The sequence below is a fragment of the Methylotenera sp. genome, assembly GCF_029945535.1.
In the GTDB taxonomy this organism is placed as follows: Bacteria; Pseudomonadota; Gammaproteobacteria; order Burkholderiales; family Methylophilaceae; genus Methylotenera.
In genome coordinates this window covers 20,571-43,416 of the sequence record NZ_JAQSCU010000019.1, presented here as the reverse complement: position 1 = coordinate 43,416, position 22,846 = coordinate 20,571, and the positions used below count along the sequence as shown (strand labels likewise).

The following is a 22,846-nucleotide window of genomic DNA, read 5'->3' as shown; positions in this document are numbered from 1 at the left end:
GTGTCACTACACACACGTCATTCCCGCGCAGGTGGGAATGACGAAATTAAGGGTTGAATAAGGATTTAAAATGTTGTTGCGCGTACCCCAAGTATTAAATGCTGAAGAACTTGCAAAGTTGCAAGTGCTCATGGCTAAGGCCGAATGGACAGATGGTAAGGTGACTGCGGGTACGCAATCGGCACAGGTTAAACGTAATATTCAATTACCTGAAACTTCACCAGATGCAGAAGCTGCGCGTGAAATAGTGCTAAGAGCTTTAAGCCGTCATGCGCTGTTCTTTTCTGCGGCTTTACCAAAAAAAATCTACCCGCCGTTGTTTAACCAATATCGGGTAGGCATGGATTTTGGTGCGCATATTGATAATGCCGTGCGTACGCATGCTATTACTGGCCTGCATGTGCGTACAGATATTTCTTGCACACTTTTCATTGCTGATCCTGATAGCTATGAAGGTGGTGAGTTGGTAATTGAAGATACCTATGGGCACCAAATGGTTAAATTGCCAGCGGGTGATATGGTGCTTTATCCTGGCACCAGTTTGCATCATGTGCGCCCTGTCACAAGCGGGGCGCGCTTAGCATGCTTTTTCTGGGTGCAAAGTATGATACGAGATGACGCGCAAAGAACCTTGCTATTCGATATGGATGCGGCAATAGTGACGTTACGTCAGCAAGTTGGTGATAATGCTGCGGTGATTAGACTCACAGGTAATTATCATAATTTGATTCGTATGTGGGCCGATACTTAGCAGCTTGTTCAATACTCGCTTACTTGCACTAAAACTCTTGAGATCTAACTCGAGATATATACACTAAGGAAAAAATCATGCGTTTTATATTCGCACTATTAAGTTTAATTCCGCTACAAGCAATGGCTTCTGCGGATTGCCCTGTTTACCCAAAATCCGAGTGGGCTGCTGAAGAAACCCTAAAAAAAGCATTAACGGACGAAGGTTACACCATTAAAAAATTCAAGGTAGATGGTAACTGTTATGAAATGTACGGTAGAAATAAAGAAGGTAAAAAAGTAGAAATTTACTTTGATACAAAAACGCTAGCCATCATTAAAGCTGAAGGTCTTAAAGAGTAAGCGGCACCTAAAGACTAAGCCTTAATTTAGCGTAACCTGATGAGTATTCCTGAAACAAAAACACAGACTATTGTCTGGACGGTTTTTGTGCGCATCACGCATTGGCTGGTAGCGCTTTTTGTACTCGTCAACTTTTTTAACGATACCGGTTTTTGGCATCGGTTTATTGGTTATTTTTGTTTGACGCTAGTGTTTGCAAGAGTTGGCTATGGACTATGGCTAAGCAAAGTAGCTTCTTCCAGATTTTATATGCCCACTTTTGCAAGTATTAAGCTGCATATTCATGAGATTCGCACGCAAATATTTGCACCACATATTGGCCATAACCCACTTGGACAGCTAGCGGTCTACATTATTTGGTTGCTGATTATATTGTTAGCATTGACTGGTTGGCTAAGTCGCACAGATGTTTATTGGGGCGAAGATTGGCCTGTCGATTTACACATGATTTTTTCTAATGTGTTGCAAGGCCTGATAATGTTGCACATAGTAGCAGTCTTGCTTATGTCCAGGCTACAAAAGAAGAGCCTACTGAAGCAGATGATTTCAGGCAAGCCGTATGACACCACTCGCTAAGCTGAAGCGCATTATCAAGTGGTGCTAAAACTGGTTGGCTTAATGATAAGCCTAGCTAACACCTATCCCGTAATATAGCTCTCAAGCTGCTTAATGAGTGTTTGCTGATACTCAATGGTTTCTTTCACTAAGTCACCAATCGATAGCATGCCAATGACTTTGTCACCTTCTAGCACAGGTAAATGACGGATATGTTTATCAGACATAATATTCATCGCTTGCTCTACCGTATCGCTAGGCTTAACAGTGAGCACATTGGATGACATGACTTCGCTAATAGGCGTAGTTTTTGAAGATTTGCCTTTAAGAATAATTTCCCGCGCGTAATCACGTTCAGAAAAAATACCGACTAGTTTGTCGCCATCAAGTACCAGTAATGCACCTATTTTATATTCCGCAAGCACCACTAAGGCATCAAATACAGGGCGATGTGGAGCAATTGAAATAACGGTTTTATGTTTTTTATTATCTAGTAATTGTTGTAATGTTTTCATGTTGTTCTCCTCACATTTAGTACTACCATAAAAATATACACCTTATAATGATCTAAGCAAATTCAAAAATCATCTAATTCTGCAAAAAAATAATTTATGCAAAAAGAAACTGAAAGTAAACAAGAGAAAAAGCTCATCGTTAAAGCGTTCATTGCACTTTTTATACTCACGATTATTTGGGGCTATAACTGGGTGGTGATGAAGCAAGCGGTGCAGTTTGCTAGCCCTTTTCAGTTTGCGGCGATACGTACTTTCTTTGGTTCTATTGTGTTATTTGTACTGATTTATTTGACTAAGCGCCCATTAGCACTAAAAGAATTTCCTACAATGTTAGTACTAGGACTTTTGCAGTCTTGTGGGTTTACTGGGGTGCTGATTTGGGCGCTGGTAGAGGGCGGAGCGGGTAAAACTGCGGTGCTAACTTACACAATGCCATTTTGGGTCATGTTGTTCGCTTGGCCAATGTTGGGTGAAAAAATACAGGGCTGGCAGTGGTTGGCGGTGTTGTTTGCCTTGTTTGGTATGGTGCTTATTTTTGATCCGCTGCATATTAAGGCAGATGGCTTTAGTATGTTTTTGGCGGTTTGTTCAGGCGTTTCATGGGCCATATCCGCCATCGTTTCAAAGAAGTTACATCAACGCGCACCTCATTTAGATTTGCTCAACCTCACTGCTTGGCCTATGTTTCTAGGGTCAATTCCAGTTGTCGTAGTTGCTTTTATTTTGCCAGCTCAACCTATGCAGTGGACGCCAACTTTTGTTTTTGCTGTGCTGTTTAATGTCTTATTTAGCGGCTGTTTGGCTTGGGTGTTGTGGCTATATGCGCTGCAACGTTTGCAAGCAGGTGTAGCAAGTATGGCAAGTATGTTGGCCCCAGTTATCGGCGTAATAGCCGCTTGGATTCAATTAAATGAAGTGCCAAATACTTATGAATTGATTGGCATGGTGTTTATTGCATTATCTTTGGTGACCATTTCAGGCATCAGCATTATTAAACATACGCAGATTGATCCTGCTCAAGGGCAAGAGTGAGTGGCAGCGTGAGCTTGTGTTAAAATTCAATTATTTTTCAAGTATTAAGGGTTGGTAATATGGCTGGTCATAGTAAATGGGCAAATATTCAGCACCGCAAAGGTCGTCAAGACGCAAAACGCGGCAAAATTTTCACTAAAATCATTAAAGAAATTACTGTTGCTGCACGCATGAGCGGTGGTGACGTGAACATGAACCCACGTTTACGTGCGGCAGTGGCAGAAGCTAAAGAAGAGAACATGCCGGCAGACAATATCATTCGTGCCATTAAAAAAGGTACGGGTGAATTAGAAGGCGTTAACTACGAAGAAATTCGTTACGAAGGTTACGGCATTAACGGCGCGGCGATTATTATTGATTGCCTAACCGATAACAAACAACGTGCGGTGATGGATGTGCGTCATGCGTTAAGCAAACATGGCGGTAATTTAGGCACAGATGGCAGCGTGGTGTTTATGTTCAAACACTGCGGTAGCTTAATTTATGAGCCAGGTACTGATGAAGATAAAGTCATGGAAGTGGCGCTAGAAGCTGGCGCAGAAGATGTAGTGACGGATGAAGATGGCAGTATTGAAGTGATCACGCCACCAAACGATTTTATGGTGATTAAAGAAGCCATGGAAGCTGCAGGCTTAAAAGCTGTGATGGCAGAAGTGACGATGAAGCCGAACATGGAAACCGTGTTTACGGGTGATGATGCGGTGAAAATGCAAAAAATCTTAGATGCGCTAGATGACTTAGACGATGTACAGGATGTCTATACTTCTGCTGTCATCGAAGACTAAAAAATGAATTGCTTAATCCCTTTTTTGATTCGCGTCTTTTATGACTTTAAGCGATTAGTTTTTTGAGCATTGTGAGTAATGTCAGAATCTTAGGCATCGACCCTGGCCTGCGCTTAACAGGCTTCGGTGTCATCGAAAAAGTAGGTGAAAAAATCACCTATATCTCAAGCGGCACAATTAAAACTGCTAGCGGCAAAAAGAATAAGGTTGAAGGCGAAGATGATAGAGAAGAGCTGCCAGCTCGTTTAAAAATCATCTTAGATGGTTTGTTTGAGGTGATTGATACTTATCAACCTAACCAAGTGGCGATTGAGAAGGTGTTTGTGAATATCAATCCACAATCAACTTTATTGCTTGGTCAAGCCCGTGGCGCAGCCATCAGCGCGGCGGTGATTCGTAATTTATCTGTAGCCGAGTATACGGCGCTACAAGTCAAACAAGCCGTAGTCGGCAACGGCCATGCACAAAAAGAACAAGTGCAAGAAATGGTAAAACGCTTACTTAACTTACCCGCAACGCCTAAACCAGATTCAGCCGATGCCTTGGCTTGTGCCATTTGCCATGCGCATGGTGGACAAGGCTTGGGCAAGCTTGCTACCGCTGGCTACCGAGTACGTGGCGGACGGTTGGTTTAATGATGTTTTTCTTTTTTAAACAGTCATAGTTTTAAAAATATACAGTTGTTAACACTAGTAATGATTTGGATGATGCCATGATAGGAAGATTGAACGGGATTTTGCTGGAAAAAACACCGCCGTTGGTGCTCATTGATTGCAATGGCGTGGGCTATGAATGCGAAGTGCCGATGAGTACCTTTTATAATCTACCAGCCATTGGTGAAAAAGTGGTGATGCTCACGCATTTTGTAGTGCGTGAAGATGCACAGCTTTTGTATGGTTTTGGCAGCGACCAAGAGCGTGCGACCTTTAGGCAGTTGCTTAAAGTGAATGGTATAGGTGCAAAGTCAGCACTTTCAATTTTAAGCGGTTTATCGATTGATGATTTGGTGCAGGCTGTTGCCATGCAGGACACCGCAATGCTTACGCGCGTGCCGGGCGTGGGCAAGAAAACAGCCGAGCGTTTATTGTTAGAACTTAAAGATAAATTTACGGTTGCTGGATTAAGCCCAAGTAATAGCAATCAGCCAAAATCAGCCAGTAGCGACGTGCTAAATGCCTTGATTTCATTGGGGTACAATGAACGCGAAGCATTGGCTGCTGTGAAACTGTTGCCAGCAGACGCGACTGTAGCAGAAGGTATTAAATTAGCATTGAAATCGTTATCTAAATAAGATGGGTTTATGTGAAGCTCAGTGAAGGAGCCTAAGCGTCAGCCCAGCATCGGAGACATTATGAGTATTTTGAGTAAATTGTTTTTGATTGCTACGGTACCAATACTCGTGGCTTGTGGGCAACATAACGATGGTGCAGCTGAGTCAATGCCAGCGCCAAGTGTTGCGATGAAGTCGGCACCAATGTCAGATATGGCAAGAGCTAAAGTGGCGGATAGCGTGGGCGGCGGCGAGGAATCTCTCACCGAAGTAACTGAGCCAAATGCGGCTAACTCCACAGCTAAACGCTATATCGCTTTGCGCCACGCACTGACGGTTGAAACCGAAGCTGAAAAGATGCAGTCTGCATTTGATGCTACGGTTGCACATTGTGAGTTGTTAAAGTGCCAAATTCTGAGTGCAAATTACAATCGTGCAACGCCATATAGCCCGCCTTCTGCGAGTTTATCCGTACGTGTGCCACCTAGGTCTGTTGAGATATTTCTTTCGGGTTTAGCAAAAAATGCAGAAGTATTACAGCATCATCGAGATAGTGAAGATAAAACGGACGCAGTGATAGATGCAGAAGCGCGGATTAAAAACCTAACAGAATTTCGTGATAGTTTACGTGCAATGCTCACGGACAAGTCTGCTAAATTTAAAGACTTAATTGAAGTGCAGCGTGAGTTGGTGGATACACAAAGTCAACTCGATACCATTCAAGGTGTGCGTAAAGTATTAGCACAAGAAACCGAATTGGTTGCAGTCAATATTGACTTTACTGCCAAACAAGGCATTACCGAGCAAGGCTTCTTTTCCCCAGTTGCACATGCGCTTAAAGAGGCTGGGCATGTCATGATGGAAAGCTTAGCCGCCGCTATTACGTTCTTTGTAACGATATTGCCGTGGTTATTATTTGGTATTCCCATACTCATCTTAGCGCGCAAATTGTGGATTAAAATTAGAGATAAATGGCGAAGCAAGTAGCTTGAAGTCAGTCTGCGAGATTTTGGCAGCCAAGTAATTGAATGTTAAATTTAAGGCGAGACCTCAATGATTAATACCAACCAAGTCACACGAATTGCAATCATCACTTTGTTGGCGATAGGCTGCATTTATGTGTTGCAGCCTTTTATGGCAGCAGCTTTATTCGCCGCCATATTTTGCTTATTTACTTGGCCGCTTTATCATCGATTGTGGTTGCGCTTAGGCAAGCGGGATACTTGGGCCGCCATGATTATGACCTTGCTGCTACTGGTCGCCTTGATTCTGCCTATGGCATACCTTGCTATGAATTTGGCCGATTCTTCAGATAAGCTATTCAATCAGCTGGGTGCTAGCTTGCAAAATTTGCAGCCACAAGCGCCTGATTGGGTGCGTAATCTACCCATTGTTGGCGAGCAAATCAGCCATTCATGGGAGCGCGCCACCGCCAGCCATGAAGAGTTGATGAAGCTGTTACGTCAGTATTATGAACCTATGCGCGCGTTTGCTTTACGTGCGGTGCAATTAGTCGCGGGTGGCTTTCTACAATTGCTTCTAGTCGTTTTTGTGGCATTTTTCTTCTACCGTGATGGCGCTAGAATAGCTCAAGGACTTGTTACCATCGTGCGCAGATTAGGTGGCGAACTTGGTGAAGAGATGCTTATTCTTTCATGCAACACCGTAAAGGGCGTCATGCTAGGGATATTTGGTACTGCTCTAGCGCAATCAGCTGTTGCCATGGCTGGGTTTTTACTGGCCGGTGCGCCAGCGCCGTTATTGCTAGCATGTGCCACATTCTTTTTATCGGCAATTCCTGTAGGACCGCCGTTAATCTGGGGAGGCGCTTCATTTTGGCTATATGGCCAGGGCGAGCATGGTTGGGCAATATTCTTAGCGCTGTATGGTTTACTAGCGATTAGCACGGTAGATAATGTAGTTAAGCCAATACTTATTAGCCATTCTTCACACTTGCCTTTATTACTCATTGTGTTCGGCGTACTTGGTGGTGCTTTAAGTTTTGGGTTTATTGGTATTTTTCTTGGACCAACATTGCTCGCGGTAGGCTTTACGCTCATATTGCATTGGATGGCCTTGCAAAACAAGAAGCTGCTGGAGATTGCAGAATGAAGATAAAACGTATTATTTCTGCGGTGGTTTATTAAAAATTAGGGGAAACTAATGATTAATAAGTTGATTAATAAAGGTGTTTTTACATTGAGCTTTGTGGTTTTTGTAAGCTTTAGCCCAGTTTTGGCGGCTGAAGAAAAGCCTATTAAGGAAGTCTCTGAAGATGACTATATTGGTGATGTACCTAGAGTGCTTACGGTCTCTAGGTTGTCACAATCTATCGCTGATGCCCCTTCAGCCGTTACGGTGTTAGACCGAGAAACCATACGCGCATCTGGAGTTGTTGATCTCCCAGAAATATTTCGTCTAGTCCCAGGTTTTTATGTGGGGACGAATGCTGGATTCGTACATAACACCAATCACGCAGTCAGTTACCATGGCATGACGACAGCTTACGCAGGCTCTATGCAAGTGTTGGTGAATGGTCGTTCGGTTTACAGTCCCTTATACGGTGGTGTGCAGTGGAGTGAGTTGCCGATTGCGATAGCTGATATTGATCGTATTGAAATCACACGTGGCCCAAATGCTGCGAGTTATGGCGCCAATTCTTTTTTTGGTGTGATTAATATCATCACACAAAGCCCATCAGATCAGCTTGGTACTAGTGTCAGCGCTACCTATGGTGATGGTCGACATGAGGCGTTTCTACGATATGGGGCTAAGCAAAATAATTTAAGCTATCGAGTGACTGCGGGTTATCGTGATGATGATGGTCTGGATAATCGTTATGACTTTAAGCGTACACGCTTGCTAAATGTACAAACTGATTACAAGTTAGATAGTAAAAATACCCTTGAGTTTGAGCTAGGCATTGTCAATGGTGAGCGCGATGATGACGAAACTATCAATACAACTCGTTATTTTGAGCCTAGAAGCCGAGATATTAATAATCACTACGAGCTGATTCGATGGCGTCATAGCGGGAGTGAAAATAGTGACTTTTCCGTTCAAGCTTATCATTCAATGGATAAATCGGATGATCGTATTGATTCGGTTAACCTAGATCCACCGTTTACTCATTTGGTTTCACCTACATTGCAGATTAATAATGATATAGAAATGGAGCGTTATGATGTTGAAGCACAGCATAATTTCTCACTATCACCTAAGCTGCGTGGAATCTGGGGGGGGAGTTTTCGTCGAGATACGATGTATGCCCCACATTATTTAGGCAATGATAGAACTGACCAATTTGACCTACAAAGGATGTTTGGACACGTTGAATGGCGCCCATTGAGTAAAATGGTGTTTAATGTGGGTGCTATGTTAGAGCATAACGATTTTACTGCAACAAACATCTCGCCGCGCGCTAGTATTAATTTCAAGATAAATCCGAATCATACTGTTAGATTTGGTGTTTCAACGGCTTCGAGAACCCCCAATTATTTAGAAGAAAAATTTAATACAATTATAGTTATCCCAAGAGTTGCGCAAAGGCTACCCTATTTAGCTGCTTTTGTAGTAGATGCAGGGAACTTAGAGCCAGAAAAAATAGTTTCTAAAGAGATCGGATATCTAGGCGATTTTGGTAAGTTTAAATTGGATACAAGAATTTTCAGAGATGATATTCATGATTATATTCAATCCTCTACTAACCACGACTTTACTGCACCAAGCTTTAATGTAATTAAAAATCCAAGCGAAAATACAAATGGAGGTGATGTTGCGATTCAAGGTTTTGAGGCACAAGTCAAATGGCTAGTGACAACGAATACTAATGTATTGCTAAATTATGCTTATGTAGACATTAACGCTGACGAATTTGAAACTGCCAGAAATATCACCATGTCTATGCCCAGTAGCACTTTTAGCGGATTGCTCACTCACCGTTTTAACCCGCAATGGGATGCCAGTTATGCTTATTATCAAACCAGTGAGGTTACCGCTTTAGGGGATGGTGATTATGTCGGTTTAGCGAGAAGATCTGATATTCGAGTGGCGCGTAAGTTTAAAGAAAAACATATCAGTGGCGAAGTTTCTGCGGTCGTTGAAAACTTGTTTAACGAACATTATCAAGAATTTGCAGATTACAACACGCTCAAGCGTCGCGCTCGACTTAATGTAAGGTTAGATTTTTAATGCAATTGAATAATGAATTGAATGGTTGAGAAATCAATTTTGTTCTTGAAGCTAAATAGAAAAGTCTGGATGAATAGCGTACTTGCATGCGCAATGCTAGTGCTTGGTCTTTTTGTACCCTTTGTTGCGCATGCCTATACAGGTGTGACGATTGTCATGAGTGTACAAACGCCAGCGAACCTTGAATTTGTCGATCAATTCAATGCTGAGCTTGCAAAGTATAAGCAAATTAATCTTAGAGTGAATGTCATTACGCTGCCAGACGCAGAAAAGCTGGTGGTAGCTGAAAACAGTGAGTTAGTGATTGCGCTAGGTGTAAAAGCGCTAGAAGCGGCTAGCAAATTAAGACGGTCTACGCCTGTATTAGGCGTGTTTACGCCCTTGCCAGCATTTAATAGCATCATGGCAAAAAATAAGCGCGATTTAGGTAATTTTAGCGCGATTGTCTTAGATCAACCTTTTTCGCGCCAAATGTCTCTGATTAAGCGTGTGCTACCCGAAGCGCAAAAAATAGGCGTTTTACTCGGTACGACTTCTGCACAATATATTGAGTATGTGCGAGAGGAGGGCGAAAAGCGCGGGCTGAATATTCAGGAAGAGAAAGTTAATCAAGAGGCTGATTTAATTCCCCAATTGAAAAAGCTTTTGGATAGCGTCGATGCTATTTTAGCGATTCCAGATCCCGCTATTTATAGCCGTGAAACAGCCCAACCTATTTTGTTAACGAGCTATCGTTATCAAAAACCTATTTTTGGTTATTCTCAATCCTATGTGCGTGCCGGCGCTTTAGCGGCGGTGTATAGCACCAGCAAGCAACTGGCAAAACAGGCCGCAGAAATCGCGATTAGATCACGCGTAGCGCCGAGCGATTTGCCACCGCCGCAATTGCCAAAGTATTTTTCTATCATGTTGAATTATCAAGTCGCACGCTCGCTTAACATTCCGTTAATGGATGAAGACGAGATTTTAAAGAAAATGCTAGAGTCTGACGCTCAAGAGGCTATGTAAATGAAGAATCTCGGCATCAAATCACGTGTTATATTTTTGGGTACGATTCCAGCTTTGCTATTCGCTATTATTTTAGTCGGGTATGCAATCACCAATATTTTCGGTGTTTTAGATCAATCCCTTGAAGATCGAGGCAAGGTGATTGCTTCACAGCTCGCTCCAGCGGCGGAGTATGGTGTGATTTCTGGTAATAGCCAAGTGCTGCAAAGGCTAGTCCAACAGGCACTATCTAATGAGCAGGACTTAAGAACGGTGATGGTGGTCGACAGCCAAGGATTGACGCTAGCATTAAGTGGTCGTGAATTGCCTAAAGCGTTAATTGCTAAGATTATCAAAGAAAATCTAGAGCAAATTCCTCAAAATAAAGGCATTATTTTTACATTCCCTATATACCGCAGTTTGGTTGAGATAGATGATTTTGCTAATCTAAGTAGTAAAGAATTGGAGCTGAAAAAATCGTACACTCCAGAAAAAATTGGTCAAGTGTACGTGGAGCTGAGTAACCAGACTCTACAAAATATTAAGCAAGATTTAATCGTAAAGATTTTCTTAACGGCTATTTTTGGTTTGGTTTTAAGTGGGCTGTTGGCATGGAAGCTAGGTAGAAATATTACCAAACCTATTCAAGAGATTGCGCAAGCAGTGAATCGTATTGGTGAAGGCGTGTTTTCACATACGATTATGGAAAATTCAAGTGGCGAGCTAAAAACCTTGCAAAAAGGTTTTAATTCCATGTCTAGTAGCCTAAAGCATGCTTATGACAGCATGCAAGATAAGATAAACGATGCAACCTCAATGTTGCGCCATCAGGCTCAGCATGATGATTTAACTGGTTTAATTAACCGCCGCGAGTTTGAAGTGCGCTTAGAGCGCTGCCTAAAAAGCGTACATGAAAATAATGCACAACATATATTTTGTTATTTGGATTTAGATCAGTTCAAATTAGTGAATGACACTTGCGGGCATTCCGCGGGTGATGAGTTACTCAAGCAAGTCAGTATTTTAATGGCGAATAAAATGCGAGAGAGAGACACTTTGGCGCGTTTAGGCGGCGATGAGTTTGGCTTGCTATTGGAAAACTGTACGTTAGGAGATGCGAATCAGATTAACAATGCGCTACTAAAAACCATTCGGGATTATCGTTTTATTCACGATGATAAAATTTTTAATGTTGGCGTCAGTATTGGTTTAGTGGTAATTAATCAAGGCTTTGAAAACGTCAGTGAGATTATTCATGCAGCTGATTCGGCCTGTTACTCAGCCAAATCAGCTGGGCGAAATCAAAGCTTTTTGTTTAACCCAGGTGATGTTGAAGTGGTTCGTCAGCGCAGTGCGGTAGAGTCAATATCAGACATTACCGATGAAATTGATGACGAGCAATTTATGCTTTATTGCCAGCCAATTGTGCCGCTCACCTCTGTAACGACACAAGTACAGCACTATGAAATTTTGCTTAGAAAAATTGATCTCGATGGCAAAATAATTCTGCCAACCACATTTATACCCTCTGCCGAAAGGTATCATTTGATGCCTAATATTGATAGATGGGTCATTAAAAACGTTTTCTTAGCGTACCAGCAGTTGTTAGATATTAATGCAGAAAAATGTAACTATATATTCTCAATTAACTTGTCTGGTACCTCATTAGGTGATAAAAGTTTGTTGAGCTTTATACAAGATATGTTCATCAAATATTCAATTCCGCCTGAGTCTATCTGTTTTGAAATTACTGAAACCGCTGCGATTGTTAACCTAAAAAATACCATTTTGTTATTCAGCGCATTGCGAAAACTGGGCTGTAGTTTTGCGCTAGATGATTTTGGCAGTGGTATGTCATCATTTACCTATTTGAAAAATTTTGACGTGGATTATTTGAAGATTGATGGTACTTTTGTTAAAGAAATGCATATTAATAAAATTGACCACGCCATGGTGCGCTCAATTCATAGCGTAGCCGAAGCTATGAATATTAAAACGGTGGCTGAGTTTGTTGAAAATGAAGAGATATTGCGTGAATTGAAAAGCATAGGCGTACACTATGGGCAAGGTCTCTATTTAGGTGGCCCAGTCACAGTCAAAGGATTGATTGAACGCTACGCAAAATTGCATGCGCAATAAATATGCACGTGTTTTAATGGCGCCTTAGCACTAAAACCCAAATAACAAGATGAACTTATGATAGAAACTGACCGTCTGATTGCCCCCGATGCTGAAAGCCCTCGCGAAGAAGCCTTAGAACGCGCTCTGCGCCCCAAGCTTTTAGACGAGTATGTCGGACAAGAAAAAGCACGCAGCCAATTAGAGATTTTTATTAATGCTGCACGTGGTCGTAGTGAGGCGCTGGATCACGTCTTACTGTTTGGGCCACCAGGTTTAGGTAAAACTACTTTGGCACATATTATTGCCAAAGAAATGGGCGTGAATATGCGCCAAACTTCTGGTCCAGTGCTAGAGCGTGCTGGCGACTTGGCTGCCTTACTGACGAATCTAGAGCCGAATGATGTGTTGTTCATCGATGAGATTCACCGACTTTCGCCAGTCGTCGAAGAGATTTTATATCCAGCGATGGAAGATTATCGACTAGATATTATGATTGGTGAAGGCCCTGCCGCACGCAGTGTGCGTCTCGACTTACCACCATTTACCTTGATAGGCGCGACCACTCGTGCAGGTATGCTGACTAACCCATTGCGTGACCGCTTTGGTATCGTTTCTCGGTTGGAATTTTATACTTCTGAAGAGCTGGCTCGAATTGTTCATCGTTCAGCTGGTTTATTAGAAGTTGAAATGGTTGATACGGGGTCTCTCGAAATTGCCCGCCGTTCACGCGGCACCCCCCGTATCGCCAATAGATTGCTGCGCCGTGTACGTGACTACGCTCAAGTAAAAGCCAATGGCATCGTGTCATCAGAAATCGCTGATGCAGCGTTGAAGATGTTGGATGTCGATAAGCTTGGCTTTGACGTGATGGATAGAAAGCTTTTACTCGCAGTGATAGAAAAATTCGGCGGCGGTCCTGTAGGTCTGGATAATCTAGCAGCAGCCATAGGTGAGGAGCGCGATACGATTGAAGATGTGCTTGAGCCTTATTTGATTCAACAAGGCTATTTAATGCGTACACCTCGTGGACGTATCGCCACGCAGCAAGCCTATCAGCATTTTGAATTGCCCATGCCTAAGCATTTAAGTGGTGAAACGTGGCAAGAGTAAAAGCATGAGTCAGAACAGTTTTAGCTGGCCAGTCCGTGTGTATTACGAAGATACCGATGCAGGCGGCGTGGTTTACCACTCGAATTATTTGAACTTTATGGAGCGTGCTCGTACTGAATGGCTCCGCGCTTTGGGTTACGAGCAAACCACAGTTAAAGATGAGCTTGGCGTCATTATTGTGGTGCATAGCCTATCGATTAATTTCAAGAAGCCTGCAAGGTTCAATGACATGCTTGAGGTAAAGTGCGAGCTGGCAAATGTCGGGCATGGCAGCATAGAAATGGCGCAAACGATTATCTGCAATGGCATCGAATTGATTCAAGCATATGTAAAAGCTGCATTTGTCGATGCGGAAACTTTTCGTCCGGTAGCCATTCCTACTGCTATGAAGCAAGACATGATTAGAATACAAGCAATAAATTTAAATGTGGAGAAGTTATGAGTATAAGCGCGGCCAATGATATGTCTATTTTTTCGCTAGTGGCTGGTGCCAGCCTGCCTGTGCAGATGGTGCTTCTGGTGTTAATAGGCACCTCACTATTTTCTTGGTGGTATATTTTCATCAAACTGGCAACGATTAAAAAAGCTGAGACTAATGCGGAAGACTTTGAAAAAGCATTTTGGTCCGGTGGTGATTTGAATAAACTATTTGAAGGCCTCGCCTCAAGCCGTCGAAAACCACAAGGCATGGCAAGTATATTTGAAGCGGGTTTTAGGGAATATGTACGTCACAAACAGCAAACGACGATGGATGTTTCTGATGTAATGGAAGGCTCTCGTCGCGCAATGCGGGCTGCCTATAACCGTGAGTTAGACGATCTGGATGCACATCTGCCGTTTCTAGCCTCAGTTGGCTCTGTGAGCCCATATATCGGCTTATTTGGCACAGTGTGGGGCATTATGAATGCGTTTCGAGGTTTGTCTAATGTGGCACAAGCAACCCTTAGCCAAGTCGCTCCTGGCATTGCCGAAGCTTTGGTAGCAACTGCAATCGGTCTGTTTGCGGCGATTCCAGCCGTCATTGCTTATAACCGTTTTGCCAGTTCAGTCGATAGGCTTTCTGTACGTTACGAAAGCTTTATGGAAGAGTTCACTAATATTCTGCAAAGAAAGAGCTAAATCATGGCGCGTACTCGCAAACGTCGCGTGATGAATCAAATCAATGTAGTGCCCTACATTGATGTGACTTTGGTGCTACTGGTTATTTTTATGGTCACCGCACCTATGACTAACCCTGGCGTGGTCGATTTACCTAAAGTAGGTCAGGCTTTAAAGCAACCGCAAGTGCCTCCATTGGTACTCACGGTTAAACTCAATCACAAAATAGAGTTCGACAGTAAGCCTATGCCGCGCGATGAATTGCTGCTGGCTGTGCGCCAAGCGCTTACAAAATCACCAGAGCGTTCGGTCGTGATTGCCGCAGATAAAAATGTTAAGTACGACGATGTGATAGGTGTGATGGATTTACTCAAACAGAACAAAGTGGATAAAGTTGGGCTATTGTTAGCGCCAGCGAAATAAGCTCGCAGAACTATTAATATGGCCAGTTTATTAAAATGATTAGAACGTACGAAAAAGAAGTTTCTTGGAAGGCTGGCGGGCTAGCAATTGCTGTGCATCTGGCTTTACTTGGTGCATTGCTGATTTCATTTAACTGGAAAGCCGCACACACTACTTTAAATGTCACAGAAGTTGAGCTGTGGGATAGCATCCCTAATCAAACCGCACCAGCACCTGAGCCAGTAGTGCAACCAATAGTACAGCCAGAGCCAAAGCCGATTGTTAAAGAAGAGATTAAGCCAGAACCTAAACCCATCGTAGAAGAAAAGCCAAAAGAAGAGCCGCAAGTCGACATTGCGCTAGAAAAAAAGAAAAAAGCATTAGAGTTGAAAAAAGCGGAAGACCAACTTAAAAAAGAGAAAGCTTTAGAACTAAAGAAACAGCTTGATGCGCTAAAGCTAGAAGCACTTAAAGATGATGCGAAGCCTGCTGTAAAAGTAAATAAACCGAATGACGCCTTAAAGAAGCTACAACAAGAGGCATTAGCGGAAGAAAAAACAGCAGGGGAACAACAAGCTTTATCATCTAAAGCCTCAGCCAATGCGGGTGTAGTAGGTGAGTTCAAGAATAAAATACAGGCTAAAATTAAAGGTAATGTCAATAAAACGCTGTGTGGTGAAGGTAACCCGGAGCTTAGATTTGATATAGGCTTGCTACCAACAGGTGAGTTAAGTGGCAGCCCTAAACTGGTTAAATCAAGCGGTAGCGCAGCCTGTGATGAAGCCGTGGAACGGGCAATTATGGCTTCTGAGCCATTGCCGCTACCTAATGATCCATCGCTTTTCTCTCAATTTAGAAACTTAAATTTAAAATTCCGCCCTAATGATTAAGTTGGTTTTTCACGTCTTATAAAAGCGTGTTTGAATGTAACAAAGTGTAAATCGTGTGGCGTCAAAATGCTTGAGGCGTCAAAATAAGCTTGGATTGGAATTCAATGAGAACTAAGTTACGGGTTCTGAGTTCCAATTCTTAAATTTTAATGAATGATTAATTAAAGACATTAAACATAGCCTATGCATAACCCTAAATTTTCAAGATTGCAGTTCACCAAATTACTTAATTTAGCTATATTTTCTGCAAGCCTGTTTATCTCATCATTAGCTAATGCAGCATTAGAAATTGAAATTAGTGGCGGTGGTGCGCAGCAAGTGCCAATCGCCATTGTGCCATTTGAGCAAAGTGGTAATAGCACAGACAACATTAGCAGCATTATTGCGGCAGATTTGAAACGCAGCGGTTTATTTCGCGTGTTAGAAACTGGCGGCGTGGTGAATAAACCTACCGATATCACGCAAATCAAATATTCAGAGTGGGCAAATCTGCAAGCGCAGGCCATGGCAGTAGGCGTGGTAGAAACATTGCCGAATAACCGTTTGAAGGTCACGTTTCAGTTAGCAGACGTGCTTAAGCAAAGCCAACTAACCGGCATGCAGTACAATATTGCACCCAATCAACTAAGAACAACTGCACATAAAATTGCGGATGTGATTTATCAGAAACTGACTGGCGAATCAGGCATCTTTGCGAGCCGCATCGCTTACATCACTAAGGCGAATGACCGTTATATGCTCAAAGTAGCAGATGCCGATGGCGCAAATCCTTTGACCATGGTGTCATCAAAAGAGCCTATTATTTCGCCAGCATGGTCACCAGAAGGCAATAAAATTGCCTATGTGTCTTTTGAAAAGAAAAAGCCGATTATTTATGTGCAGTCTTTAAGTGGTCAACGCACTGTATTAGCTGGTTTTAAAGGGAATAATAGCGCGCCAGCATGGTCACCAGATGGCAGTAAATTGGCTATCGTACTCACTTATGGTGCAAACTCTCAGGTATATACTATCAATGCTGATGGCTCTGGTTTGAGTCGTATTACTAAGGGCAATGCGATTGACACCGAGCCGACTTGGTCATCGGATGCTAAGTGGATATACTTTACTTCAGACCGTGGTGGAAAGCCGCAAATCTATAAAGTTTCTGCTAACGGCGGAGATCCGCAACGTGTGACTTTTGAGGGTGCGTATAACGTTAGCCCACGTTTCTCACCGGATGGTAAGTCATTGGCAATGATACGTAATGATGGTGGTAAGTTCCGTGTAGCGCTACAAGACTTAACAACAGGGCAAGTGCAACTATTAAGTGATGGCTCGCAAGATGAATCGCCAAGTTTTGCGCCCAATGGTCGTGTGATTCTGTATGCAACACGTTCCAGCGGACATGGTGCTTTAGCAGCAGTATCGGCAGATGGTCGCGTGAAGCAACGCTTGAATGAATCTGGTGGTGATATTCGTGAACCTGCTTGGGGACCGTTAATTAAATAGTTCTATTAGATAAGTAGTAGGCGTTTTGAATAGATATTCAGTAGTAAAAATAGTTGTAATTCGAGTAATAGAAATAATTAAGTTTAAGTATATTTTATAAAGCATGACATCTTGAGGAGAGTAATATGAATAAATCTACATGGAACACTAAGTTACTAAGCAGCTTATTGCTTGCATTGGTATTAAGCGCTTGCAAAAGCACACCAATGAACACTAAGCCTGTGACTGTGGAAGATAAAAGTCCAGCTCAAGTGACTAAACCTGCAGAAAATACAGGTGCAGATACTTCAGCCGTTAAAGAAGTGGCGATTGATGGTAATGCGACAGATTCAGGCAATAACCCGCTAAAAGATCCGAACAATATTTTGTCTAAACGTAATGTTTATTTTGATTTTGATAGCGATGCAGTTAAAGCTGAATTCCGTCCGCTCATTGAGGCACATGCTAAATACTTGCTAGCACACTCTTCAGCAAAAGTAATTCTACAAGGCAATACCGATGAACGCGGTACTCGTGAGTACAACTTGTCATTAGGTCAACGCCGTTCAGTCGCTGTGAAAAAATCACTTAACTTACTTGGCGTGCAAGATGCACAAATTGAAACAGTAAGCTTTGGTGAAGAAAAAGCGACAGAAGGCTGTGCGGATGATGCATGTTCAAAACAAAATCGTCGTGTAGATGTAGTCTACGAAAACGAGTAATTGTAAGATCGTTGACTTAGAGCTAACTATTTAGGACTTAAAAAGTATGATGAAGAAACTGATACTGGCTAGTGTGTTATTGTCTGCGCAGCTATTTGCAATAAGTGGCCATGCGGCTTTGTTTGACGACAAAGAAGCGCGCAAAAAGATTCTTGAAGTTGAAACGACAATGAATAGCCAGGATCAGGCGAATCAGACTGAGTTAGCGAATGTAAAAAAGAACTTCGAGCAGCGTTTGCAAGCCATTGAAGCCATCACTAAAGGTGGTGGCTTGATGGAAATGCAGAATCAGATCGAGTCTTTGAGGCAAGAAGTAGCAAGGCTTAAAGGCGATCTAGAAGTGGCAAATCATAATGTCGATGCGACTCAGCAAAGACAAAAAGATTTGTATGGTGATACTGATACACGTTTGCGCAAGCTAGAAAGCGGCGCTACTCCTGCAGCAGCGGGTTCAAGTGATGCGTCAGCGCCACAGTCAACCCCAGTGGTGGCAGCCGCACCAGCTAAAAATACGCAAGAGTATCAATTGCTAGAGCTGGCTAATGGTTTATCCAAAGAGTCTAAGCATAAAGATGCGTTTAATGCTTATGATAAATTCTTAAAAGACTACCCAAACAGCACGCTGGCAGCAGAGGCGACTTATGGCTTAGGTTATTCACAATTTGCCTTAAAAAACTACAAGTCTGCCATTGCTACACAACAAAAAGTAATAGACTTGCATCCAGAAAGCCCAAAAGTACCAGATGCGATGTTGAATATGGCGAATAGTCAAATTCAATTAGGCCTAGTGCCGGGTGCGAAAAAAACTTTGCGCGATTTAATTGCTCAGTTTCCGAATAGCGAAGTAACGCCTACCGCACAAAAGCGATTGAAAGCATTAGAGGCGATTAAGTAACTTATATTTAATTTGGTATTTAGTTAATGGTATTTTAATTAACACCTATTTCATTGGCGGCTATTGAAATAAGTTCTATTGCTAAAACATTAGCTTAGCTCAATTTAAGTAAATCCATATTTAAGTTACAATGGCGCCAATTCAAGTTGGCGCTATTTTTTTATACAATCAGTTCTCTGGCATATTAAGCATTAATGAAACTTAAGTAATGAAACTCAAAGTCCACGAAATCTTCTACTCAATACAAGGCGAGTCCTCACGCGTAGGATTGCCCACAGTATTCGTGCGCTTAACAGGCTGCCCAATGCGCTGTGTGTATTGCGATACCGCTTATGCATTTAGTGGCGGCAGCAATATTGAGATTGCTGATATTTTGGCTAAGGTCGCAGAATTCGGCACAAAATACGTCACAGTGACGGGCGGTGAGCCGCTAGCGCAAAAAGATTGCCATGTATTGTTAAAAGATTTATGTGATGCAGGCTACAACGTATCCTTAGAAACAGGCGGCGCGATTGATATTAGCCCAGTAGATAAACGTGTTTCTGTAATATTAGATGTCAAAACACCAGATTCAGGCGAGCTAAAAAATAACGTCTGGAGCAATTTAGATCATTTGAAAAGCTCAGATGAAGTGAAGTTTGTACTGTGTAGTCGAGAAGATTACCAATGGGCGAGAGATTTATTAAGTACGCATAAAATTGCCGAAAAATGTCCCGTGTTATTCTCGCCAGTCTATAGTCAAGTGAGTCCTACCGACCTAGCTGAGTGGGTGCTGGCGGATAAATTACCTGTGCGTATGCAAGTTCAATTGCATAAAATATTATGGGGCGAAAAGCCTGGGGTTTAGGTTGTAGTTTCGGTATGGATTCAAATATGGAAAATAAAACAAAAAAGAATGCAGTCGTACTTCTTTCTGGCGGGTTAGATTCCGCTACCTGTCTTGCGATTGCCAAATCTCAAGGTTTTGATTGCTATTGCTTAAGCTTAGATTATCATCAGCGCCATATTGCTGAATTGCATGCAGCTAAAAACGTTGCCAATGTTATGGGCGCAGCAGCACATAAAACCGCGAATTTAGATTTATCTTTATTTGGCGGGTCTGCATTAACCGATGATGCGATTGCGGTGCCAGAAAGCGAAACTGCTGGCATACCAATCACATACGTGCCCGCGCGAAACACTATTATGTTGTCTTTAGCTTTAGCATGGGCAGAAGTGTTAAAAAGTCAGGATATTTTTATCGGCGTGAATGCACTGGACTATTCAGGTTACCCGGATTGCCGTGGCGAATATGTCAAGGCATTTCAAGCCATGGCGAATCTAGCAACTAAGAGCGCAGTGGAGGGTCATGCAATTACTATTCATGCACCATTGATTGATATGACAAAAGCACAAATAGTCACGCTGGGCACAGAGCTCGGTGTGGATTACGCGATGACTGTTTCTTGCTATCAAGCAGACAGCCATGGTGAGGCATGTGGATTGTGTGACTCATGCCGTTTAAGGCGGGAAGGTTTTGCTGCAGCAGGCTTGGCAGACCCAACACGATATAAAAAACACAACTAAACGTGGCGCTAAGACTGTGTATAAGCAGCGCAGTTTTAAAACTATCGATTTTACACAAAGATTAATTATGGTATTAATGCACAAACTACTTGCCAAACCCATCATTAATAACGTAAAATCCGCGCCTTTCTGCTTTAAAATTTTCTAAAAGAGAACAAAGATTATGGTTATTATTCGTTTAGCTCGTGGTGGCGCGAAAAAAACTCCTTTCTACAACGTGGTAGTGGCAGATTCACGCAATCGTCGTGATGGCCGCTTTATCGAGCGTGTTGGTTTTTACAACCCATCAGCAAAAGCTGGTGCAGAAGCGCTTCGTGTAGATCAAGAGCGTGTTACATTTTGGCAAGGTCAAGGTGCACAGTTGTCTGATACAGTAGCGCGTTTGGTTAAATTTCACGCTAAAGGTCCAGAGTACGCTATTGCTGCTAAAGCAAAAGATGCTGCTAAAGCTGATGCTGTAAAAGCTAAAATTGCTGCTGCTGAAGCTGCAAAACTTAAAGCTGCTGCAGATGCTGCTAAAGCTGAAGCAGATGCGAAAGCCGCTGAAGAAGCTACACAGGCCGCTGAAGCTGCAGCCGCAGCAAAAGCTGCTGAGGCCGAAGCTGCCGCTGCTCCAGTTGAAGCTGCTGCAGAAGTAGCTGAAACACCAGCTGCAGACGCTTAATATCATCGCTCAGGTGATGTGTGTCACCGAGCGACTGATTCAGTCTGTGGGTAATTTTGGCAGCTACTAAGATTTTGGCAAACACTCAGCAAACAAGCACTGATATGGTAGTCATGGGGCGCATAGTTGCGCCCTACGGCGTTTTTGGCTGGCTAAAAATTGTGCCAGATACAGAAGCGTTTGACGGTCTATTTGATTACGAAACTTGGTGGCTAGGCAAAGGCGACGATTGGCGTGAAATGGTTGTTGAAACCGCCAAAACTCACAATGATGTGCTTGTTGTTAAGCTAAAAGGCATAGATGATCGCGATGCTGCGCTTGCTTGCAAGGGTAAGCAAATCGCAGTGCCTAGAGAACAATTGCCTGAAGCTGACGAGAATGAGTATTACTGGTCAGACTTGATTGGTTTACGCGTTAAGAATAAGCAGGAAGTTGATTTTGGCCTGATAGTTGATGTGTTTGAAACTGGCGCAAATGATGTGATTGCTGTACGTGCAGATGCCGTTCAGCAGGATGCTCCAGCCGATAAGACTATAGCTAAAGAAAAACCGCAAGAGAGATTAATACCGTTTATTGACGATGTAGTCCTTGAAGTTGATCTAGCGGCAAAAACGATGTTGGTGGATTGGGATGCAGATTTCTAATCATGCTGTTTAAATTTCATGTCGTCCAAGTTTGATGATGGCTTTTAAATTTGACGTCATAACGCTGTTTCCTGAAATGTTTGATGCCATTACCAAATATGGTATTACCAGTAGAGCATTACAGCAAAAGATTTATGATGTGCAGTTTTGGAATCCACGTGATTTCACAACAGATAATCATAAAACGGTAGACGATAGGCCTTATGGTGGCGGCCCTGGTATGGTGATGCTGGTTGAGCCATTAGAGCAAGCCATTGGTTCAGCGAAAGTAAGCCAAGCTGAAAAGAATATCGAAAGTTGGGTGATCCATCTTTCACCAGCAGGTAAACCGTTGACGCATGAAAAAGTCATGCAGTTAAGCAAGAAACAAGGTTTAGTGTTGTTAGCCAGTCGTTATGAAGGTGTAGACCAACGATTGATAGACGCGCTAGTGGATGAGGAAATCTCCATTGGCGATTATGTGTTAAGTGGTGGTGAGTTACCTGCCATGGCTTTGATGGACGCGATTGTCAGGCTCTTGCCGGGCAGTTTAGGCGATAGTGATTCGGCCATTGAAGACTCATTTGTAGATGGCTTGTTAGATTGCCCGCACTACACTAGGCCAGAAGAATATAAAGGCGTGAAAGTGCCGGATGTTTTAACATCGGGCAATCATGCGAAGATTAAACAGTGGCGTTTGAAAATGTCGCTGAAAAGAACTCGGGATCAACGTCCCGATTTATTGGCCGCAAGGCCGTTGACGAAAGAAGAAGCACGGCTGCTCAAAGAACTCGATACTGAGTAACTTGGTATTAAGTTCAGCGCAGGAACAAGCATCTTCATAATTAAAAGGAACCCGCA

26 protein-coding genes are annotated in these 22,846 nt (G+C 42.8%); 25 read left to right on the top strand and 1 reads right to left on the bottom strand.

All coding sequences use genetic code 11. From position 1 onward, the window contains the following. Positions 1-70: 70 nt before the first annotated feature. From PSU72_RS14255 to PSU72_RS14245, 3 genes are all read left to right on the top strand, one after another. Entirely contained in the window at positions 71-751 is a 681-nt protein-coding gene (locus PSU72_RS14255) for a Fe2+-dependent dioxygenase (RefSeq protein ID WP_300433373.1), read from the top strand. A 77-nt stretch (positions 752-828) separates the two neighbouring features. Continuing rightward, positions 829-1,092, top strand: coding sequence for a PepSY domain-containing protein (locus PSU72_RS14250; RefSeq protein ID WP_300433371.1), 264 nt, complete (start codon positions 829-831; stop codon positions 1,090-1,092). Positions 1,093-1,131: 39 nt separating this feature from the next. Beyond that, positions 1,132-1,668, top strand: a complete 537-nt coding sequence (locus PSU72_RS14245; protein WP_300433370.1) for a cytochrome b/b6 domain-containing protein — start codon at positions 1,132-1,134, stop codon at positions 1,666-1,668. 62 nt (positions 1,669-1,730) lie between these two features. Here the strand turns inward: PSU72_RS14245 and PSU72_RS14240 are convergent, their stop codons facing one another. Further along, the gene (locus tag PSU72_RS14240; protein WP_300433369.1) at positions 1,731-2,162 is read right to left on the bottom strand and encodes a CBS domain-containing protein; all 432 of its coding nucleotides are present in this window, start codon (positions 2,160-2,162) and stop codon (positions 1,731-1,733) included. A 96-nt stretch (positions 2,163-2,258) separates the two neighbouring features. Between PSU72_RS14240 and PSU72_RS14235 the strand changes: the two genes are divergently transcribed. From PSU72_RS14235 to trmD, 22 genes are all read left to right on the top strand, one after another. Further along, complete coding sequence (locus PSU72_RS14235) at positions 2,259-3,194, top strand: DMT family transporter (protein ID WP_300433368.1); 936 nt, start codon at positions 2,259-2,261, stop codon at positions 3,192-3,194. 59 nt (positions 3,195-3,253) lie between these two features. Next, a complete protein-coding gene (locus PSU72_RS14230; RefSeq protein ID WP_013149188.1) occupies positions 3,254-3,979 on the top strand; it encodes a YebC/PmpR family DNA-binding transcriptional regulator in 726 nt (241 codons plus the stop codon). 71 nt (positions 3,980-4,050) lie between these two features. Beyond that, the gene (ruvC, locus tag PSU72_RS14225; RefSeq protein WP_013149187.1) at positions 4,051-4,614 is read left to right on the top strand and encodes a crossover junction endodeoxyribonuclease RuvC; all 564 of its coding nucleotides are present in this window, start codon (positions 4,051-4,053) and stop codon (positions 4,612-4,614) included. A 77-nt stretch (positions 4,615-4,691) separates the two neighbouring features. Beyond that, positions 4,692-5,270, top strand: a complete 579-nt coding sequence (ruvA, locus tag PSU72_RS14220) for a Holliday junction branch migration protein RuvA (RefSeq protein WP_013149186.1) — start codon at positions 4,692-4,694, stop codon at positions 5,268-5,270. A gap of 60 nt (positions 5,271-5,330) precedes the next feature. Then, positions 5,331-6,236, top strand: coding sequence for a DUF4349 domain-containing protein (locus PSU72_RS14215; protein ID WP_300433364.1), 906 nt, complete (start codon positions 5,331-5,333; stop codon positions 6,234-6,236). Between the two features lie 66 nt (positions 6,237-6,302). Beyond that, entirely contained in the window at positions 6,303-7,361 is a 1,059-nt protein-coding gene (locus PSU72_RS14210; RefSeq protein WP_300433362.1) for an AI-2E family transporter, read from the top strand. Positions 7,362-7,412: 51 nt separating this feature from the next. Further along, entirely contained in the window at positions 7,413-9,440 is a 2,028-nt protein-coding gene (locus PSU72_RS14205; RefSeq protein WP_300433361.1) for a TonB-dependent siderophore receptor, read from the top strand. A 69-nt stretch (positions 9,441-9,509) separates the two neighbouring features. After that, a complete protein-coding gene (locus PSU72_RS14200; RefSeq protein ID WP_300433359.1) occupies positions 9,510-10,448 on the top strand; it encodes an ABC transporter substrate binding protein in 939 nt (312 codons plus the stop codon). Further along, positions 10,449-12,566, top strand: coding sequence for an EAL domain-containing protein (locus PSU72_RS14195; protein ID WP_300433358.1), 2,118 nt, complete (start codon positions 10,449-10,451; stop codon positions 12,564-12,566). A gap of 57 nt (positions 12,567-12,623) precedes the next feature. Then, on the top strand, positions 12,624-13,658 hold the full coding sequence (gene ruvB / locus PSU72_RS14190; RefSeq protein ID WP_300433357.1) for a Holliday junction branch migration DNA helicase RuvB: 1,035 nt from the start codon (positions 12,624-12,626) through the stop codon (positions 13,656-13,658). A gap of 4 nt (positions 13,659-13,662) precedes the next feature. Further along, on the top strand, positions 13,663-14,100 hold the full coding sequence (ybgC, locus tag PSU72_RS14185; RefSeq protein ID WP_300433356.1) for a tol-pal system-associated acyl-CoA thioesterase: 438 nt from the start codon (positions 13,663-13,665) through the stop codon (positions 14,098-14,100). Positions 14,101-14,102: 2 nt separating this feature from the next. After that, on the top strand, positions 14,103-14,777 hold the full coding sequence (gene tolQ / locus PSU72_RS14180) for a protein TolQ (RefSeq protein WP_041360197.1): 675 nt from the start codon (positions 14,103-14,105) through the stop codon (positions 14,775-14,777). Positions 14,778-14,780: 3 nt separating this feature from the next. Beyond that, positions 14,781-15,179, top strand: a complete 399-nt coding sequence (locus PSU72_RS14175) for an ExbD/TolR family protein (protein WP_300433354.1) — start codon at positions 14,781-14,783, stop codon at positions 15,177-15,179. Between the two features lie 35 nt (positions 15,180-15,214). Continuing rightward, entirely contained in the window at positions 15,215-16,048 is an 834-nt protein-coding gene (locus PSU72_RS14170) for a TonB C-terminal domain-containing protein (protein WP_300433352.1), read from the top strand. 183 nt (positions 16,049-16,231) lie between these two features. Beyond that, complete coding sequence (tolB, locus tag PSU72_RS14165) at positions 16,232-17,536, top strand: Tol-Pal system beta propeller repeat protein TolB (protein WP_300433351.1); 1,305 nt, start codon at positions 16,232-16,234, stop codon at positions 17,534-17,536. A 125-nt stretch (positions 17,537-17,661) separates the two neighbouring features. Beyond that, a complete protein-coding gene (pal, locus tag PSU72_RS14160; RefSeq protein WP_300433350.1) occupies positions 17,662-18,237 on the top strand; it encodes a peptidoglycan-associated lipoprotein Pal in 576 nt (191 codons plus the stop codon). A gap of 46 nt (positions 18,238-18,283) precedes the next feature. Further along, positions 18,284-19,132, top strand: coding sequence for a tol-pal system protein YbgF (ybgF, locus tag PSU72_RS14155; RefSeq protein ID WP_300433349.1), 849 nt, complete (start codon positions 18,284-18,286; stop codon positions 19,130-19,132). 208 nt (positions 19,133-19,340) lie between these two features. Continuing rightward, on the top strand, positions 19,341-19,979 hold the full coding sequence (queE, locus tag PSU72_RS14150; protein ID WP_300433348.1) for a 7-carboxy-7-deazaguanine synthase QueE: 639 nt from the start codon (positions 19,341-19,343) through the stop codon (positions 19,977-19,979). 26 nt (positions 19,980-20,005) lie between these two features. Continuing rightward, the gene (queC, locus tag PSU72_RS14145) at positions 20,006-20,698 is read left to right on the top strand and encodes a 7-cyano-7-deazaguanine synthase QueC (RefSeq protein WP_300433347.1); all 693 of its coding nucleotides are present in this window, start codon (positions 20,006-20,008) and stop codon (positions 20,696-20,698) included. 163 nt (positions 20,699-20,861) lie between these two features. Then, the gene (gene rpsP / locus PSU72_RS14140; RefSeq protein WP_300433346.1) at positions 20,862-21,362 is read left to right on the top strand and encodes a 30S ribosomal protein S16; all 501 of its coding nucleotides are present in this window, start codon (positions 20,862-20,864) and stop codon (positions 21,360-21,362) included. 104 nt (positions 21,363-21,466) lie between these two features. Then, positions 21,467-22,006, top strand: a complete 540-nt coding sequence (gene rimM, locus PSU72_RS14135) for a ribosome maturation factor RimM (RefSeq protein WP_300433418.1) — start codon at positions 21,467-21,469, stop codon at positions 22,004-22,006. A gap of 37 nt (positions 22,007-22,043) precedes the next feature. Further along, a complete protein-coding gene (gene trmD, locus PSU72_RS14130) occupies positions 22,044-22,790 on the top strand; it encodes a tRNA (guanosine(37)-N1)-methyltransferase TrmD (RefSeq protein ID WP_300433417.1) in 747 nt (248 codons plus the stop codon). The last annotated feature ends 56 nt before the right edge of the window (positions 22,791-22,846 follow it).